Annotated in this window: 18 protein-coding genes and 1 rRNA gene; 17 read left to right on the top strand and 2 right to left on the bottom strand. The window is 44.3% G+C overall.

Features of this window, described 5'->3' with window-relative positions; translation table 11 throughout:
- Window positions 1-101: ribosomal RNA gene (gene rrf / locus OMP94_RS04370) — 5S ribosomal RNA — on the top strand; the annotation flags it as partial.
- A gap of 81 nt (window positions 102-182) precedes the next feature.
- On the opposite strand, the gene OMP94_RS04365 is transcribed toward rrf, so the two are convergent.
- Window positions 183-740 (bottom strand): Slp family lipoprotein, encoded by a 558-nt coding sequence (locus tag OMP94_RS04365; protein ID WP_266276404.1) that lies wholly within the window; start codon window positions 738-740, stop codon window positions 183-185.
- Between the two features lie 241 nt (window positions 741-981).
- Here OMP94_RS04365 and rho point away from each other — a divergent pair, with 241 nt between their 5' ends.
- From rho to OMP94_RS04320, 9 genes are all read left to right on the top strand, one after another.
- Window positions 982-2,241 (top strand): transcription termination factor Rho, encoded by a 1,260-nt coding sequence (rho, locus tag OMP94_RS04360; protein WP_266276402.1) that lies wholly within the window; start codon window positions 982-984, stop codon window positions 2,239-2,241.
- A 45-nt stretch (window positions 2,242-2,286) separates the two neighbouring features.
- A complete protein-coding gene (gene miaA / locus OMP94_RS04355; protein ID WP_266276400.1) occupies window positions 2,287-3,204 on the top strand; it encodes a tRNA (adenosine(37)-N6)-dimethylallyltransferase MiaA in 918 nt (305 codons plus the stop codon).
- Window positions 3,205-3,276: 72 nt separating this feature from the next.
- Window positions 3,277-3,501, top strand: coding sequence for an RNA chaperone Hfq (gene hfq / locus OMP94_RS04350; protein ID WP_266276398.1), 225 nt, complete (start codon window positions 3,277-3,279; stop codon window positions 3,499-3,501).
- A 15-nt stretch (window positions 3,502-3,516) separates the two neighbouring features.
- Window positions 3,517-4,662, top strand: a complete 1,146-nt coding sequence (gene hflX, locus OMP94_RS04345) for a ribosome rescue GTPase HflX (protein ID WP_266276396.1) — start codon at window positions 3,517-3,519, stop codon at window positions 4,660-4,662.
- An 87-nt stretch (window positions 4,663-4,749) separates the two neighbouring features.
- Window positions 4,750-5,949, top strand: coding sequence for an FtsH protease activity modulator HflK (gene hflK / locus OMP94_RS04340; RefSeq protein WP_266276394.1), 1,200 nt, complete (start codon window positions 4,750-4,752; stop codon window positions 5,947-5,949).
- A 2-nt stretch (window positions 5,950-5,951) separates the two neighbouring features.
- Window positions 5,952-6,824, top strand: a complete 873-nt coding sequence (gene hflC / locus OMP94_RS04335; RefSeq protein WP_266276392.1) for a protease modulator HflC — start codon at window positions 5,952-5,954, stop codon at window positions 6,822-6,824.
- Window positions 6,821-7,018: a DUF2065 domain-containing protein gene (locus tag OMP94_RS04330; protein WP_266276390.1), complete on the top strand. Its 198-nt coding sequence runs from the start codon at window positions 6,821-6,823 to the stop codon at window positions 7,016-7,018. The genes hflC and OMP94_RS04330 overlap by 4 nt, the downstream gene beginning before the upstream one ends.
- A gap of 4 nt (window positions 7,019-7,022) precedes the next feature.
- Window positions 7,023-8,210 (top strand): ATP phosphoribosyltransferase regulatory subunit, encoded by a 1,188-nt coding sequence (locus tag OMP94_RS04325; protein WP_266276388.1) that lies wholly within the window; start codon window positions 7,023-7,025, stop codon window positions 8,208-8,210.
- Window positions 8,203-9,498, top strand: a complete 1,296-nt coding sequence (locus tag OMP94_RS04320) for an adenylosuccinate synthase (protein WP_266276386.1) — start codon at window positions 8,203-8,205, stop codon at window positions 9,496-9,498. The genes OMP94_RS04325 and OMP94_RS04320 overlap by 8 nt, the downstream gene beginning before the upstream one ends.
- A 30-nt stretch (window positions 9,499-9,528) precedes the next feature.
- On the opposite strand, the gene OMP94_RS04315 is transcribed toward OMP94_RS04320, so the two are convergent.
- A complete protein-coding gene (locus tag OMP94_RS04315) occupies window positions 9,529-10,392 on the bottom strand; it encodes an NAD(P)-dependent oxidoreductase (RefSeq protein WP_266276384.1) in 864 nt (287 codons plus the stop codon).
- 104 nt (window positions 10,393-10,496) lie between these two features.
- Here OMP94_RS04315 and glyA point away from each other — a divergent pair, with 104 nt between their 5' ends.
- From glyA to rnhB, 7 genes are read left to right on the top strand one after another with little or no spacing between them, the layout of a single operon-like run.
- A complete protein-coding gene (glyA, locus tag OMP94_RS04310; protein ID WP_323135053.1) occupies window positions 10,497-11,750 on the top strand; it encodes a serine hydroxymethyltransferase in 1,254 nt (417 codons plus the stop codon).
- Window positions 11,751-11,765: 15 nt separating this feature from the next.
- Entirely contained in the window at window positions 11,766-12,239 is a 474-nt protein-coding gene (gene nrdR, locus OMP94_RS04305; protein ID WP_266276382.1) for a transcriptional regulator NrdR, read from the top strand.
- Window positions 12,240-12,289: 50 nt separating this feature from the next.
- On the top strand, window positions 12,290-13,387 hold the full coding sequence (gene ribD, locus OMP94_RS04300) for a bifunctional diaminohydroxyphosphoribosylaminopyrimidine deaminase/5-amino-6-(5-phosphoribosylamino)uracil reductase RibD (RefSeq protein ID WP_266276380.1): 1,098 nt from the start codon (window positions 12,290-12,292) through the stop codon (window positions 13,385-13,387).
- Between the two features lie 3 nt (window positions 13,388-13,390).
- Complete coding sequence (locus OMP94_RS04295) at window positions 13,391-14,035, top strand: riboflavin synthase (RefSeq protein ID WP_266276378.1); 645 nt, start codon at window positions 13,391-13,393, stop codon at window positions 14,033-14,035.
- Entirely contained in the window at window positions 14,032-15,141 is a 1,110-nt protein-coding gene (gene ribBA / locus OMP94_RS04290; RefSeq protein ID WP_266276376.1) for a bifunctional 3,4-dihydroxy-2-butanone-4-phosphate synthase/GTP cyclohydrolase II, read from the top strand. The genes OMP94_RS04295 and ribBA overlap by 4 nt, the downstream gene beginning before the upstream one ends.
- A gap of 1 nt (window position 15,142) precedes the next feature.
- A complete protein-coding gene (gene lpxB / locus OMP94_RS04285; protein ID WP_266276374.1) occupies window positions 15,143-16,291 on the top strand; it encodes a lipid-A-disaccharide synthase in 1,149 nt (382 codons plus the stop codon).
- Window positions 16,291-16,854, top strand: coding sequence for a ribonuclease HII (rnhB, locus tag OMP94_RS04280; RefSeq protein ID WP_266276372.1), 564 nt, complete (start codon window positions 16,291-16,293; stop codon window positions 16,852-16,854). The genes lpxB and rnhB overlap by 1 nt, the downstream gene beginning before the upstream one ends.
- The last annotated feature ends 18 nt before the right edge of the window (window positions 16,855-16,872 follow it).

Genomic DNA, 16,872 nt, shown 5'->3' with positions numbered 1-16,872 from the left:
CGAGTTGGTCCCACCTGTTCCCATCCCGAACACAGAAGTGAAACAGCTCAGCGCCGATGATAGTGTGGGAGTTCCCATGTGAAAGTAGGACACTGCCAGGCTTTAATACTAAAAAGCCCGACTCTAAACGAGTCGGGCTTTTTTTTTCGCCTTCGAAAAATCTATAAAAATTGTTTCCCTGTTTAATGATAGTAGAAACGATAGCCAAATCTTGGGCCATGCCAAGGGTTTCCATACCAGTGGTTATAATAAAAACTGTCATATGGGGAATAGAAAGGATCTGTGTAATAGGCCCTAGAACTCCGATCTGTACGTTGCCAACGGTAACTTTCATTCACATCAATAATTGGCATCAATAAAGATCTATTATCAACTTTGCGATTCGCCGTTTCTCCTGCCACCACACCCGTAAAAGTGATTAATCTACCTTCTTTGTATACGACAGGATCATAAAAATCTGACGTGCGAGCAACAAAACGACCTTGACTATCCTCATATGTGTCAGGCTTTCCGTAATGGTTGAGTGGGAATTGGACAACTTCGATAAACGTCATATCATTTGCATTTTCAACACTAACAATCTCACCACCCCATCTAACTAAGTTCCCCTCGGTAATCGACTTATTGGCAATAACCTGATTAAGCTGAACATCATTAGTAGGTGCGGATTTAATATTCTGAGGAACGCTACTACAGGCTGCTAGAATGCTGACCGAAAGTAAAATAAAACCAAATCGCATAGTCCTCTCCAAGCAAATTGAACGTAACGGTTGGACAAAAAAAATCCCTTTAAATTGCAAATTGGTGACTTTTTGAATAAAAGTCATTAAATTTATTTAGTTACATGCTAGACGTGGTGTAGCAATACTGCTATTCTTACTATCAATTCCAGATACATCCTCATTAAAAATTCACATCGACGTGCAATTCTGTACGTTTTCTAAGGCATTTCTAAATCAAAACTCCCATTTTAGGTAATACATGAATCTGACAGAACTCAAACGCCAATCAGCTGCTGAGCTGATGGAACTTGCGCTTTCCATGAATCTTGAAGGCCTGGCTAGAAACAGAAAACAAGAACTTATTTTTGCATTAGTTAAAGCCCATGCAAAGCAAGGCGAGGATGTCTTTACAACAGGCGTACTTGAGTTACTACCTGATGGTTTTGGTTTTTTAAGATCGCCAGAAGACTCTTATGTTGCTGGCCCTGATGATATCTACGTTTCACCAAGCCAAATTCGTCGATTTCATCTGCGTACTGGCGATACAATCAAAGGGAAAATTCGCCCACCTAAAGATAGTGAGCGTTACTTTGCCTTGGTTAAAGTTGAAGAAATCAACTATGAAAAACCAGATAAATCAAAAAACAAAGTTCCATTTGAGAGCCTGACACCTTTATTCCCAAATGAGCGTTTTAACCTTGAACGTGGTAATGGTAGTACTGAAGATTTAACTGCCCGCATCATGGATTTGGCAGCTCCAATTGGTAAAGGTCAACGTGGTCTGATCGTTGCGCCACCCAAGTCTGGCAAAACAATGATTTTGCAAGCCATTGCACAGTCAATAACCGCTAACTATCCTGAAAGTGATCTCATCGTTCTGTTGATTGATGAGCGTCCTGAAGAAGTAACTGAAATGCAACGTTCAGTTCGTGGTGAAGTGGTCTCAAGTACTTTCGACGAGCCTGCCACGCGTCATGTACAAGTTGCCGAAATGGTTATTGAAAAAGCAAAACGTTTGGTTGAACATAAACATGACGTTGTAATTTTGCTCGATTCAATTACCCGTTTAGCGCGAGCATACAACACGGTTGCACCATCATCAGGCAAGGTTTTGACCGGTGGTGTTGATGCAAATGCTTTGCAACGTCCTAAACGTTTCTTTGGTGCTGCTCGTAACATCGAAGAGGGCGGTAGCTTAACAATTATTGCAACAGCGCTTATCGAAACTGGCTCTCGTATGGACGAAGTTATTTTCGAAGAGTTTAAAGGTACCGGTAATATGGAAGCCTTGCTTGAGCGTAAACTGGCGGATCGTCGTATTTACCCTGCGATTAATGTTACTCGCTCAGGTACACGCCGTGAAGAATTACTGACAAGCGACGAAGATCTGCAAAAACTCTGGATCTTACGTAAGATTCTGGCACCTATGGATCCAGTTGAAGCTATGGAATTTTTGATGGACCGTCTGAAGTCTACCAAAACCAATATGGAATTTTTTGACTCAATGAAACAGGGCTAACCTATTTCTGAGCACTCACATGTAAAGCCGCCGGCTATTTTTTTAATGGGGCCGACGGCTGCTGGCAAAACAGCATTGGCATTGGCAATTGCCCAAGAAGTACCTGTAGAAATTATTAGTGTTGACTCTGCGCTAGTATTTAAAGGTATGGATATTGGCACCGCCAAGCCAAGTGCTGAAGAACGTGCTGCTGTAAAACACCATCTAATTGATATTATTGAACCAACAGAAGTCTATTCTGTTGGTCAATTTCGAGAAGATGCTTTGCAATTAATGCACGATATCACCGAGCGTGGAAAGCTACCGTTATTAGTCGGTGGTACCATGCTGTACTTTAATAGTTTGCAGCGCGGACTTGCTGCATTACCTCCTGCAAATTCCGATGTTAGACAACGACTTGAAAAACAGTCTTCAGAGTTCGGTTTGGCTTATCTTCATCAACAACTTGAACAGGTTGATGCTGAAAGTGCAAAGCGCATACGTCCGACAGATCCACAAAGGTTGCAACGCGCGTTAGAAGTTTACGAACTTACTGGTCGTCCTATGAGTCAGTTAATTTCGGAAACACAGGCAGACTTACCTTTTAGGTCAATTGACATCGTATTAGCACCTTTTCAACGTAATGTTTTACATCAGCGAATTGCTAATCGTTACCGAGAAATGATGAGCAACGGTTTTCTCGATGAGGTTCGTCAGTTGAAATCTCGTAGCGATTGCCATGCTGGGTTACCAGCAATACGAGCTGTCGGCTATCGACAAGCTTGGATGCATCTTGATGGCCTTATTGATGAAGTAACATTTATCGATAAAGCGATTATCGCAACAAGACAGATGGCAAAAAGACAGATAACTTGGTTACGAGCACAAAAAGCCGCAACTTGGTTTGATAGCGGGGATACGTTGCCTGTGTCTTCAGTGATGGCATTCATCGCACAACAATTACAAGCAGGTGATAATGCTTGACGATTTTGTACAGGCTTTTAGAATGCTGTAAATGCAAACGATTAACAATAATAACAACTTCGGAGTGTTCTGATGGCTAAAGCCCAATCCCTGCAAGATCCTTTTTTGAATGCCTTGCGACGTGAAAATGTACCGGTGTCGATTTATTTGGTTAATGGCATCAAACTTCAGGGACAAATTGATTCATTTGATCAGTTTGTAATTCTGTTAAAGAACTCGGTAAATCAAATGGTTTACAAACATGCCATTTCGACGATTGTTCCTGCACGGAATGTCTCTATCACCTCTGAAGAATAATTAGGAGTAACTTGATTGTTTGACCGCCCAGATAGTAATGCGGCTTTTTCCAATGATGAGAATCAGGATGCCGTCGTTTTAGTTCATATGAATTTGAATGAACTGGCTTTTGAAGAAACCCATGAAGAATTTCTTGAGCTTGTTAATTCAACAGGGGCAAATATCGCAGCTGATATCACTGGTAAACGTCATCGTCCAGATGCCAAACTGTTTGTCGGCTCAGGTAAAGCAGATGAAATCGGGTTGGCCGTTGAAGCAAATCATGCTTCATTAGTGATTTTCAATCATGAACTTTCACCAAGTCAGGAGCGTAATCTTGAGCAAAAACTCAAGTGTCGTGTACTAGGGCGTACAGGTCTCATTCTTGATATCTTTGCGCGTAGAGCGCGTTCTCATGAGGGTAAACTTCAAGTTGAGTTAGCACAGTTACAACATATGTCGACAAGACTGGTTCGTGGCTGGACGCATTTGGAACGTCAGAAAGGTGGTATTGGCTTACGTGGTCCGGGTGAAACGCAGCTTGAAACAGATAGACGTTTATTAGGCGCCCGCATTAAGTCTCTAAAAAAACGCCTGGATAAAGTTCGCTCACAACGTGATCAGGGCCGACGTTCTCGTCAACGAAGTGGCACACCTGTTGTCTCACTGGTTGGATATACAAACGTAGGTAAGTCAACGTTGTTTAATAAAATGACCTCAGCTGAGGTATATGCTGATGACCGTTTGTTTGCCACGTTAGACCCAACTTTACGTCGTTTACGTCTGGTTGATACACAGCAACTGATTTTGGCGGATACGGTTGGTTTTATCAGACAGCTACCACATGACTTGGTGGAGTCTTTTAGTTCGACACTAGAAGAAACACGTGATGCAGAGTTACTGCTACATGTTGTTGATGCAGCAGCAGTGGATCGTGATGAGTTGATGGCGCATGTTGATGATGTTTTGAATCAGATTGGTGCGCAAGATGTTCCACAATTGATTGTCTACAACAAAATAGACAAATTAGATGATGCGCAACCACGGTTAGAACGTGACCAACATGGTGAAATCAAACGTTTATGGTTATCCGCCCACACTGGCGCGGGGTTAGACTTGTTACGTCAGGCGTTACAGGAATATTTTCCAGCTGACGAACCTTATGCACAACCTGTGAATTAAAGCCGGTTTTGGTTGCCATTGGCAATCATCTCCGTAAAATAGTCACGTTTAATACGTAATCGAAATTTATCTCTTTTGGAGCATTACATGGCTTGGAATGAACCCGGTAACGGTGACAAAGATCCATGGGGCAAACGTGGAAACGATGGCCCACCAGATCTTGATGAAGTCGTCCGGAATCTTCAGCGTAAATTAGGTGGATTGTTTGGCGGCAATAAAGGCGGTCAACAACCGAGTAATAATCAAAGCAGCAGCGGCGGTTCATTTGGTTTAGGCCTTATCGCAGCAATTATCTTTATCGTTTGGTTACTGTCGGGGATTTACATTGTTGAACCTGCTGAACGTGGCGTAGTTATGCGTTTTGGGCAGTTCCAAACAACTACAATGCCTGGTCCTCACTGGCATTTCCCATACCCTATTGATCACGTTGAAGTGGTAAATGTTGAAAACATTCGTTCAGTAGAAATTGGTTATCGTAGTGCTGGCTCTCGTCCTGAAAGTAGTATTTTGTCAGAGTCGTTAATGCTCACCAATGATGAAAATATCGTTGATCTGAAAATTGCTGGTCAGTATCGCGTAAAAGATGCTGCACAATACCTATTTAATGTTCGTGCTTCAGATACTATTTTACGTCAAATGATGGAAAGTGCTGTCCGTGAAGTTGTTGGCCAATCGACCATGGACTTTGTATTGACCGAAGGTCGTAGTGAAGTCGCGACACGTACCGAAGAAATTTTGCAAAAAATGCTTGATGATCATGCAACTGGTTTGAGTGTCACCAGTGTCAGCATGCAAGACGTTCAGCCACCAGAGCAGGTACAAGATGCTTTTGCTGACGTTGTTAAGGCTCGGGAAGATGAAGTTCGTCAGAAAAACGAAGCTGAAGCTTATGCAAATGACATAATTCCTCGTGCGCGTGGTCAAGCTTTCCGTATTATTCAAGAAGCGGAAGCATACAAAAGCCAAGTTGTTGCCAAAGCAAATGGTGACACTAGCCGTTTCTTACAGGTCATGACCGAGTACAACAAAGCACCATCTATTACTGAAGAGCGTCTGTTCCTCGATACTATGGAATCAGTCTACTCACGTACTAATAAGGTAATGGTTGATATCGATAGTGATGGTAATAACGTATTGTATTTACCGCTGGATCGTATGGGCAATCGGAGTTCTTCAATGGGTAATAACCCAACACGTGTGGATTTGGACTCATTAAACTTTCCTGCTGGCAACAGCACCAATAGCAGCAATGCTGCCAATGATGCACGTAGCCGAGGAGGTCGATAATCATGCAATCTAGATTTAATCTATTTATTTTTATCGCATTCATTTTAGCGGTGACGATCAGTGCTTCTGTTTTCTTTGTTGATGAACGTGAACGCGTCATCCTATTGAAACTGGGTCAAATTGAGCGTGCTGATTACGAGCCTGGTTTACATTTCAAAATGCCATTTGTAAACCAAGTGCGCCGTTTTGATGGCCGTATCTTAAGTTTAGATGCTACCCCAGCCCGTTACTTGACCGGCGAAAAGAAAAACCTGATCGTTGACTCGTTCATTCTATGGCGTATTTCAGACGTAGCTCAATATTTCCGTTCAATGGGCGGTGATGAGGAAAATGCCAAACTACGTTTGTCGCAAATCATTAAAGATGGTCTGCGAGCCGAGTTTGGTCGTCGTAGCATCCAAGAAGTAGTATCTGGTGATCGCGACCAAATGGTGGCTGGCTTGATGCGCTCTGCAAATGAAACGTCGGCAGAGTTTGGTATCGAAATCGTCAATGTACGTATTAAACGTATCGATTTACCACAAGACGTCAGTGCCTCAGTATTTGCACGTATGCAAGCTGAGCGTGAGCGTGTAGCAAAAGACTTACGTTCACGTGGTGCTGAAGAAGCTGAAAAAATTCGCTCAGATGCAGATCGTCAACGTACCGTTATTTTGGCAGAAGCGCGTCGTCAAGCAGAGAGCCTGCGAGGCGAAGGTGATGCAACGGCAACAGATGTATACGCAAGCGCCTATGGTCAGAATGAAGAGTTTTATTCACTGTATCGCCGTCTGAATGCATACCAAAATATCTTCCAAGGTGACGACTTAATGGTTATTGAACCAAAAGGTGATTTCTTTAAGCGTTTTGGTGACCTTGATACCTCATCACAGTGAGTGATGCACTGATTCACAGCCTATGGCTGGCAACGGCATTGATGCTGATTATTGAAGGCATCATGCCGTTTTTGAATCCCTCGGCATTTCGTCGGGCACTGTTACAAGTCATTGCGATGGGTGATACACAACTACGTTGGGTAGGACTTATCAGCATGTTGGTTGGCCTCGCTATTTTATATTGGGTAAATTGACGTTATGAGCATCAGAGAAAGTTGGCTGCTGCCTGAAGGTATCGATGAGTTGATGCCTAAAGAAGCAGCGCAACTTGAAAAAATGCACCGCTTATTGGTGGACCGCATGCAAAGTTGGGGTTACCAATTGGTTGTCCCGCCATTAGTTGAGTATCTGGATTCCTTATTAACAGGTACTGCAAAAACTCTAGATCTACAGACCTTTAAGCTGATTGATCAGTTATCAGGTCGATTGTTAGGCATCCGTGCCGACATGACACCGCAGGTAGCGCGCATTGCAGCCCACCGCTTAAGAGGTGAGTCTGACGTCTTACGTTTATGCTATATCGGCAGTGTGTTACACACGCTTCCTGAAGGCCAAGTTTCTTCCAGAAACCCTATCCAGCTTGGTGCTGAAATCTATGGTCATGCTGGACCTGAAAGCGACATGGAAAGCATGCAGCTGATGGTCGAGTTGCTGAAAATCAGCGGGCTTAAAGGGCCGCTTTCTTTGGATATTGGTCATGTCGGTATTTATCGTGGATTAGCTGATGCTGCAGGTCTTGATGAACAGCAAGAGCAGTCACTATTTTCAGCATTACAGCGTAAAGCGGCGGCAGAGATTGAGCAGTTATTAAACGACTTTAATCTGCCAACCCAACAACGTGACATGTTGCAGAGTTTGTCTGAGTTAAATGGTGACCAAACTGTATTAGAGCGTGCCGAGACGTTATTGGTAAATGCACCTGAAACAGTTAAAAGTGCGCTAAAAACACTTCAGTCACTTGCGGACATGCTCGCAATCCGTTTGCCTGACTTACGTGTCAACTTTGATCTGGCAGAGCTGCGTGGATATCACTATCATACTGGCGTCGTTTTTGCGGCCTATCAGCCTGATTCAGCACAAGCTATCGCGCTCGGTGGACGTTATGATGATATCGGTGAAGACTTCGGCTATGCACAACCTGCAACTGGCTTCAGTCTCGATCTGAAGAAACTGGTAACCCAGTTTCCTGAGGATGATAAGCCAACAGATAAAATCTCAGTCGTCTGGGCTGATGATGAATCACAGCATAAAGCTGTTCAAGCATTGCGTGAAGCTGGTCAAATCGTGATTTACGATTTATCTGGTGAAGATGCAGTTTGTAACAAACAATTGATCCAACAAAATGGCCACTGGCAGGTGGTTGAACTAGGAAACACACGTGGCTAGAAATATTGTAGTAATCGGTTCCCAATGGGGCGATGAGGGTAAAGGCAAGGTTGTCGATTTATTAACGGACAACGTGTCAGCTGTCGTACGTTTTCAAGGCGGCCATAACGCTGGTCATACACTGGTTATTGATGGTAAAAAAACCATTTTGCATTTAATACCATCAGGCATTTTACGTAGCCATGTACAATGTTTGATTGGTAATGGTGTGGTGTTATCGCCAGAAGCATTGTTAAAAGAAATCAATGCTTTGGAAGCGAGTGGTGTGCCGGTTAAAGACCGTTTAAAAATCAGTGCCGCTTGCCCATTAATCCTGTCATACCATGTGGCATTGGATCAGGCTCGTGAAGCCCGCCGTGGTAAAGCTGCGATTGGTACTACTGGTCGTGGTATCGGTCCTGCTTACGAAGATAAAGTTGCTCGCCGTGGATTACGTGTTGGTGACTTGAAAAATATTGAAAGCTTCACAGAAAAATTACGTGAAGTGGTGAGCTTCCATAATTTTGCACTGATTAATTACTACCAAGCTGCACCCGTTGATTTCGAGCAAGTATTAGCTGAAACATTGGCGATGCGCGACACTTTATTAGCCATGGTTGCTGATATTCCTGCCTTATTACAGCAATACCACCTGAATGGTGACCGTGTGATGTTTGAAGGTGCGCAAGGTGCACTATTGGATATCGACCACGGTACATATCCCTATGTCACGTCTTCAAATACAACTGCAGGCGGTAGTGCGACCGGTGCTGGTGTTGGCCCTTGTCATATTGATTATGTACTTGGTATCACCAAAGCATATGCAACCCGTGTTGGTGCGGGTCCATTCCCATCAGAGTTGAGTTGTGGTGTTGGTAAACACTTGGCTGAGCGCGGTCATGAAAAAGGTTCAACAACAGGCCGTGATCGCCGTTGTGGCTGGCTAGACATGGTTGCTTTAAATCGTGCTAGCTGGATTAACAGCATTACAGGTCTTTGCTTAACCAAGCTTGATGTTTTAGATGGTTTAGAAACAATTCGCCTCTGTGTTGCCTATGAGCGTGATGGTAAAGCCGTTGATATTTTGCCATTGAGTGCTGATGAGTTTACAGGCTGTGAACCGGTTTATATCGATATGCCAGGTTGGCAAGAATCAACTCTGGGTATCACCGAATTTGATAAGTTACCGGAAAATGCACGCAACTATATTCTGAAAGTGGAAGAGTTGGCTGGTGTGCCAATTGATATTATTTCAACCGGCCCAGATCGCGTTGAAACAATTATCCGCCGAGACTTACTCGCTGTATAAAATGAAATGCCCGCTTATGCGGGCATTTTTTTATTTCCGATCTGGTGAAACAGCAGCGTAAATAGCAGAGTAATCGGTATTATCTAGCCCCATTGATACTGTCTTATCGAGCAGTTTCAAAACGCCTTCCAAACCACTTGCGTCCAAACGTAATTGCTCAGCTACTTCAAGAAACAAACGTGTGTCTTTGGTGAGATGTTTTGTTGGAAAGTTGGGATTAGCAAAATCCCTTTGCTGCATGCGTTCAAGCTTCTTATCAAAAGTGGGGGCATAAAGTGCACTTTCTCTTAATAAGCCCATGAATTGTTCAGTATCGATCCCTTGGCTTTCAATTAGACCTAGGCTGAGAGAGAAACTCGCTGTCAAACCAGCGATAAGTTGATTCATCGCCAATTTCATTGCTGCACCTTGGCCAACCTCGCCGATAAGCTGTGGTTTTTTACCCAGTAAACGCAATACAGGTAATGCTTTTTCAAAGTCGGCATGGGCGCCACCAGCCATAAGAATGAGGTTGCCGCTGCGCGCTTCAGGCAGACTCCCCAATACTGGGCATTCAAGGTAAGCGGTACCTGCCACCAAACATTTTTCGGCAATTTGTTGTGATTGTTGCGGGCCAATAGTACCCATTTGAATGAGTAATTTACCAGCAAGTTTTTCAGCTGGAATACTCGCTAACACCGACTCAATGGCTGTCGCATCGCTTAGCGTTAACAACAATAAATCTGCGGAATTAACGGCTTCTAGCACGTTGTCAGTAACCGAAGCACCTAATGATTTAAGCGCTTGAATTTTATCGATACTGCGGTTGAAAACAGTGACTTTTTGTTGTTCTACCAACAAGCGTTCTGTCATGGCTTGCCCCATCAGGCCACCACCAAGAATCGCAATCTGCATAACATCTTCCTTTATTGCTTGGTAAAAAAGCATTCTGACATAGATGCAGCTTGTGTTGTGAGATACAATACGCAAGCATTTTACAGACGTGACAGGGGAATACCGTGTACAAAAAAAGCATGCGCATCGCAGACTTTGACGATGAAGTGTTTAACGCGATTGCTGCAGAGGTGCAGCGTCAAGAAGATCATATCGAACTGATCGCCTCAGAAAACTACACCAGCCCACGTGTAATGGAAGCGCAGGGTAGTTCACTGACTAACAAGTATGCCGAGGGTTATCCGGGCAAACGTTATTACGGTGGTTGTGATCACGTTGATACGGTAGAAGATCTGGCTATTGAACGCGCTAAAACACTTTTTGGTGCTGATTACGCAAACGTGCAACCGCACTCAGGTTCACAAGCTAACGCGGCAGTTTATTTGGCGTTATTGCAACCGGGCGATACCATTTTAGGTATGAGTCTGGCGCATGGTGGTCACTTAACCCACGGTGCCAAAGTCAGCGCATCAGGCAAGATTTATAACTCTGTCAGTTACGGTATCAACACTGAAACTGGTGAAATTGATTATGAAGAAGTTGCGCGTTTAGCCAAAGAGCATCAGCCAAAAATGGTTGTTGCTGGTTTTTCTGCGTACTCACGCATTATCGATTGGCAAAAATTCCGTGATATCGCAGACTCAGTTGGCGCATACCTGTTAGTTGATATGGCGCACGTTGCTGGTTTGGTTGCGGCGGGTTTATACCCAAGCCCAGTACAAATTGCTGACGTAACCACAACGACTACACATAAAACATTACGTGGCCCACGTGGTGGTCTGATTTTGGCCAAATCAAACCCTGAAATCGAGAAAAAGCTGAACTCAGCTGTTTTCCCTGGTTTCCAAGGTGGTCCGTTGATGCATGTCATCGCAGCTAAAGCGGTTGCTTTCAAAGAAGCAATGCTGGGTGAGTTCAAGAGCTATCAACAACAAGTTATTGAAAACGCGCAAGCAATGGCTAAAGTCTTTATGGCACGTGGTTATGATGTTGTGTCTAAAGGCACAGATGACCATCTGTTTTTGGTTAGCTTTATCGAAGCAGGCCTGACGGGTAAAGAAGTTGATGCATGGTTAGGCGATGCGCATATCACCGTTAATAAAAATGCGGTTCCAAATGATCCACAATCACCATTTGTTACATCAGGTATCCGTATCGGTACACCTGCGGTAACAACACGTGGCTTTAACGTGCAAGATTGTACTGACCTAGCAGGTTGGATGTGTGATGTTATTGATAGCCGTGGTGATGCCACTGTTATCGAATCGGTACGTGGCAAAGTCAGTGAAATCTGCAGCCGTTTACCGGTTTACGCGTAAACCGGAGTATCGATAATGCGTTGCCCTTTCTGTGGAACAGCCGACTCCAAAGTGGTGGACTCTCGGCTGTCCGCAGAGGGTGACGCCATTCGCCGTCGGCGGATGTGCGTAAGTTGTAATGAACGATTTACAACATACGAAACGGCGGAGCTTAGTCTGCCAAGATTAGTAAAGCGTGATGCCTCACGCGAAGCTTTCGACGAGCATAAGTTACGAGCAGGTCTGATGCGTGCTTTAGAAAAGCGTCCCGTCAGTACTGATGCCATTGATAATGCTGTCAAAACGATTACCCGCAAATTATGGGCAACTGGTGAACGTGAAGTACAAAGTCGACTAGTCGGTGACTGGGTCATGGCGGCACTGCGCGAACTGGATGAAGTTGCTTATGTTCGCTTTGCTTCTGTTTACCGAAGCTTTCAAGATGTTAATGCGTTTCGTGAAGAAATCGAACGCATGAAAAATCGTGACGAGTCCCAAAATAAATCCTAAGCGAAAAACACTACTTATGCGCTTAGTCAATCAACTAGGAGATTGCTAGCATGAGTGAACATGAACAATATATGGCCCATGCGCTGCAATTGGCGAAAAGAGGGCTATACACGACAGATCCTAATCCCCGTGTTGGTTGTGTTATCGTCAAAAATGGTCGCATTATTGGCGAAGGCTGGCATCATCGTGCCGGTGAGGCGCATGCCGAAATTAATGCGCTAAATGCAGCAGGTGTAGCCGCTCAAGGCGCTGATTGTTATGTGACACTTGAGCCATGCAGTCATTTTGGTCGAACACCACCGTGTGCAGAGGCATTAATCCGCGCTGGCATTAAGCGTGTATTCGTTGCAATGACAGATCCTAATCCTATTGTTGCTGGTACTGGCATAGAACGTTTGCGTCAGGCGGGTATGGAAGTCCATGAAGGTTTATTCGCCAAACAAGCAGAAGAACTAAACCCAGGTTTTTGCCAACGGATGCGCATTGGTCGCCCTTTTGTGCGCAGTAAAATTGCTATGAGTTTGGATGGCCGTACGGCCATGGCCTCAGGTGAAAGCAAATGGATAACAGGGCCAGAAGCGCGTTTGGATGTTCAAAAACTGCGTGCGCGAAGTAGCGCTATTTTGACCGGTATCGGTACCGTTTTAGCTGACGATCCAATGTTAAATGTTCGTCCCCAAGGCGATTGGTATCCCGATCCTGAACATGTTCGCCAACCACTGCGTGTTGTTGTCGATAGTGACTTAAGAATGCCGGTCAAAGCCAAAATTTTAGGTGGTGAAAAGGTGTTGTTAGCCACGGCTGGCGATAAAGTCATCCGACCTGATATTGAAACTGTTGTCCTGCCGACCCCAGACAAACAAGTAGATTTAGCCGCTTTACTAACGGTTTTAGCAAAACGCGAAGTAAATGAGTTAATGGTTGAGGCTGGCGCCGATCTCAATGGCGCTTTATTGCGTTCAAAACTAATTGATGAATTGGTGTTTTATGTTGCGCCTAAGTTAATGGGCAGTGATGCACGGGCAGTATTTAATCTGCCGGGCATGATTCGTATGGACCAAAACATCGATTTGCAGGTAACTGATATGCGACCTATTGGTCAGGATTGGCGGATCACCGCTTTGCCAATTTATAACGAGGAATTTTAAAGCATGTTTACGGGCATTATTGCAGCGTTGGGGGAAATCACAGCATTACAACCTAAAGGCGGCGATCTGAAGTTGGTGATTAATGCTGGCAAGCTAGATTGTGGTGATGTGAAACTGGGGGACAGTATTGCGATTAATGGTGTTTGCCTGACTGTAGTTGATATGGACAATCAGCAGCTCTCATTTGATGTCTCACAAGAAACGATCACGCGAAGCAGTTTGGCGCAATTAAAAACTGGTAGCCAAGTTAACCTAGAAAAAGCCCTTGCCGTAGGTGAACGCCTGGGTGGTCATTTTGTCAGTGGTCATGTTGATGGTTTGGGACAAATCGATAGCATTAAAGAAGTCGCACGCTCGTGGCAAATCGCAGTCAACGTGCCTTCTGAACTGCAACGTTATATCGCTGAAAAAGGTTCAATCTGTATTGATGGCGCGAGTTTGACCGTGAATAAAGTCACGGCAAAAGGTTTTGAAGTGAATATCATTCCGCATACACTTCAAGAAACCATTATCAAAGACTATAAAGTCGGCATTAAAGTGAACCTAGAAGTGGATTTGATCGCACGATATCTTGAACGTTTATTGCCTGCTCAAGAGAGCAAACTTACCCCTGACTTTTTGAAACAGCACGGCTATTTGGCAACATGAAATTAAACAGCACTGAAGAAATTCTCGCCGACATCAAAGCCGGCAAAATGGTCATCATTATGGATGACGAAGATCGCGAAAATGAAGGCGATTTGGTGATGGCTGCCGAATTAGTGACACCACAGGCCATTAACTTTATGGCCAAGTATGGTCGTGGTTTGATTTGTTTAACGCTGACTGAAGAGCGTACCCGTCAACTGCGTTTGCCATTAATGGTGACGGACAACCAAACACCATATTCGACAAACTTTACGGTATCTATTGAAGCAGCAGAGGGGGTTACAACGGGTATTTCTGCTGCCGATAGAGCATTAACGGTACAACGTGCTGTCGCTGCTAATGCCAAACCTGAAGACTTAGTACAACCAGGTCATATCTTTCCCTTAAAAGCACAGGCTGGTGGTGTACTGACAAGAGCGGGACATACCGAAGCGGGTTGTGATTTAGCCCAATTAGCAGGGTTATCACCTGCTGCTGTCATTGTCGAAATATTAAATGATGATGGCAGTATGGCAAGACGACCAGATTTGGAAGCTTTTGCCAAAGAACACGATGTGAAAATTGGCACCATTGCCGATTTGATTAGCTACCGTCTGCAAAATGAAATGACGGTGAAGTCATTGTCACAATGCCAATTCCCAACAGAATATGGTGATTTTGTTTTGCATAGTTACCAAGACGGTGTAAATGCTCAAGTTCATCTTGCACTGGTTTATGGTGATATTAGTCCGGATGAAGAAACACTGGTTCGTGTGCACATGGCTGATCCACTCAGCGATTTATTAGCCTCATTGCGTGAGCCTTCACACTGGCCTTTACCTGAAGTTATGCGTCGAATTCAAGCGGCCGGTAAAGGGGTTCTCGTGGTATTGCGCCAGCCTGAGAAAAATAAACAGTTAGCAACCAAAATTGCCCGTTACCAGCAGCAAGACTTGGGACAAAGCCAAGTATCGGCTAAAACCAGCTGGGATTTAAGGACATTTGGGGTCGGTGCACAAATTCTGGCTGATTTGGGGATAAAAAAAATGCGGGTTATCGGTACACCGACTAAATTGACGGGCGTCTCAGGCTTTGGTCTAGAGTTAGCTGGTTATTTGGAGGAGTAAGATGGCAAACGATCGGCAGATATTTATTGTTGCCGGTGAGGCTTCTGGTGAAGCTCATGCCGCGAGACTTGTATCAGCTTTAAAGCAAAAAGCACCACATCTTTATATTGGTGGTATCGGCGGTAACGCAATGAGAGAGGCTGGTGCTGATATTGTTCAGGACTTTGCTGAATTGGCCGTTATGGGACTGGTCGAAGTCCTCAAGCGCTATCCTAAGATCAAGTCTATTTTTAACGAAACTGTAAATCGCCTGAAACGAGATAAGCCAGATTTACTGATTTTAGTGGACTATCCCGGCTTTAATTTAAAGCTGGCAAAACAAGCCAAGAAGTTAGGTATTCCCGTCCTTTATTACATTAGCCCAAAGGTTTGGGCATGGCGTGCCGGTAGGGTTAAACAAATTCAACAAACCGTTGATCATATGGCGGTGTTGTTTCCATTTGAAGTGCCGATTTATCAAGAAGCCAATGTGCCGGTGACATGTGTGGGGCATCCACTAGTGGATGCTGTTCATAGTGAACTGGATAAAGACGCAGCAAAGCAAAAGTTTCACCTTTCAACACAGCAACGCGTTGTGGGATTGTTTCCGGGCAGTCGCCGAAGTGAAATTGATGCTTTATTACCCATCATGCTGGCGGCAGCGGAACGTATACAACAGCGTCATTTTGATATTACGGTGGTTTTACCTCTGGCGCCGGGTATTGAGCGTGAGTATATCCAGCAATATGTGGATAAAAGTCGACTCCCAGTACAAATCATAAGCGGTGATTTTTATGATTTGGTGAAAGCTTGTGATGCCATAGTCGCGGCCTCTGGTACGGTTACCTTAGAAATTGCTTTATTAGGCACACCGCATTTAATCGCATACAAAGTTTCACCTTGGAGTTACCGCATCTTAAAACGACTGGTGAAAATTCCTTATGTCGGTTTGTGTAATATTGTCAGCGGTAAGCCACTCATCACAGAGTTACTGCAAGACGATGTCACTGATGTTAGGTTAGAACAATTATTGACCGACTTGTTAACGCACCCACAAAGCCCGCAGCGCGCTGAAAATATTCAACAAGAAGTGCTGACTGCACTGGGGCCTGCTGGCGGTGCTGAAAATGCAGCGGATCTTGTTTTACGTTTAATCAACGAAACGAACTGATGTTAATCGCAGGTGTAGATGAAGTAGGGCGGGGCCCTCTAGCTGGGCCAGTTGTGACTGCTGCTGTTATCCTAGATCCAAGCAAGCCTATTGAAGGTTTGACCGATTCTAAGAAACTTTCAGAAAAGCGCAGAGAAGCGTTAGTGCCGATTATTAAAGAGCGCGCTTTAAGTTGGGCGTTGGGGCGTGCAGAAGTTGAAGAAATCGACGAATTAAATATTCTTCAAGCAAGCCTGCTTGCAATGCAGCGAGCAGTTATGGCTTTGTCTGTCACACCTGAAAAGGTACATGTTGATGGTATTCATGCACCTGAATTACCGTACCCAGTTTTGACCATTGTCAAAGGTGACTTACATGATCAAGCGATTGCGGCGGCATCAATTTTGGCAAAAGTCGCACGCGATCAAGAAATGGTTACATTAGATAAACTTTACCCAGGATATGATTTGGCCAAGCATAAAGGTTACCCAACGGCGGCGCATCAACAAGCCTTAATGCATTTAGGACCATCTGATATTCACAGAAAATCATTTAAACCCGTTCAATTGGCGCTAAATATCTAAATAAAAAGGCGTTCAAAT

The organism is Methylophaga sp. OBS3, from assembly GCF_026319325.1.
GTDB lineage: Bacteria > Pseudomonadota > Gammaproteobacteria > Nitrosococcales > Methylophagaceae > Methylophaga.
This window is presented reverse-complemented; position numbering and strand designations above follow the sequence as displayed.

What these genes read in the sequence shown, in the direction of transcription:
- OMP94_RS04365 (WP_266276404.1), bottom strand. Translation starts at nt 740, where the DNA reads ATGCGATTTGGTTTTATTTTACTTTCGGTCAGCATTCTAGCAGCCTGT.
- rho (WP_266276402.1), top strand. Translation starts at nt 982, where the DNA reads ATGAATCTGACAGAACTCAAACGCCAATCAGCTGCTGAGCTGATGGAA.
- miaA (WP_266276400.1), top strand. Translation starts at nt 2,287, where the DNA reads ATGGGGCCGACGGCTGCTGGCAAAACAGCATTGGCATTGGCAATTGCC.
- hfq (WP_266276398.1), top strand. Translation starts at nt 3,277, where the DNA reads ATGGCTAAAGCCCAATCCCTGCAAGATCCTTTTTTGAATGCCTTGCGA.
- hflK (WP_266276394.1), top strand. Translation starts at nt 4,750, where the DNA reads ATGGCTTGGAATGAACCCGGTAACGGTGACAAAGATCCATGGGGCAAA.
- hflC (WP_266276392.1), top strand. Translation starts at nt 5,952, where the DNA reads ATGCAATCTAGATTTAATCTATTTATTTTTATCGCATTCATTTTAGCG.
- OMP94_RS04325 (WP_266276388.1), top strand. Translation starts at nt 7,023, where the DNA reads ATGAGCATCAGAGAAAGTTGGCTGCTGCCTGAAGGTATCGATGAGTTG.
- OMP94_RS04315 (WP_266276384.1), bottom strand. Translation starts at nt 10,392, where the DNA reads ATGCAGATTGCGATTCTTGGTGGTGGCCTGATGGGGCAAGCCATGACA.
- nrdR (WP_266276382.1), top strand. Translation starts at nt 11,766, where the DNA reads ATGCGTTGCCCTTTCTGTGGAACAGCCGACTCCAAAGTGGTGGACTCT.
- ribD (WP_266276380.1), top strand. Translation starts at nt 12,290, where the DNA reads ATGAGTGAACATGAACAATATATGGCCCATGCGCTGCAATTGGCGAAA.
- OMP94_RS04295 (WP_266276378.1), top strand. Translation starts at nt 13,391, where the DNA reads ATGTTTACGGGCATTATTGCAGCGTTGGGGGAAATCACAGCATTACAA.
- ribBA (WP_266276376.1), top strand. Translation starts at nt 14,032, where the DNA reads ATGAAATTAAACAGCACTGAAGAAATTCTCGCCGACATCAAAGCCGGC.
- lpxB (WP_266276374.1), top strand. Translation starts at nt 15,143, where the DNA reads ATGGCAAACGATCGGCAGATATTTATTGTTGCCGGTGAGGCTTCTGGT.
- rnhB (WP_266276372.1), top strand. Translation starts at nt 16,291, where the DNA reads ATGTTAATCGCAGGTGTAGATGAAGTAGGGCGGGGCCCTCTAGCTGGG.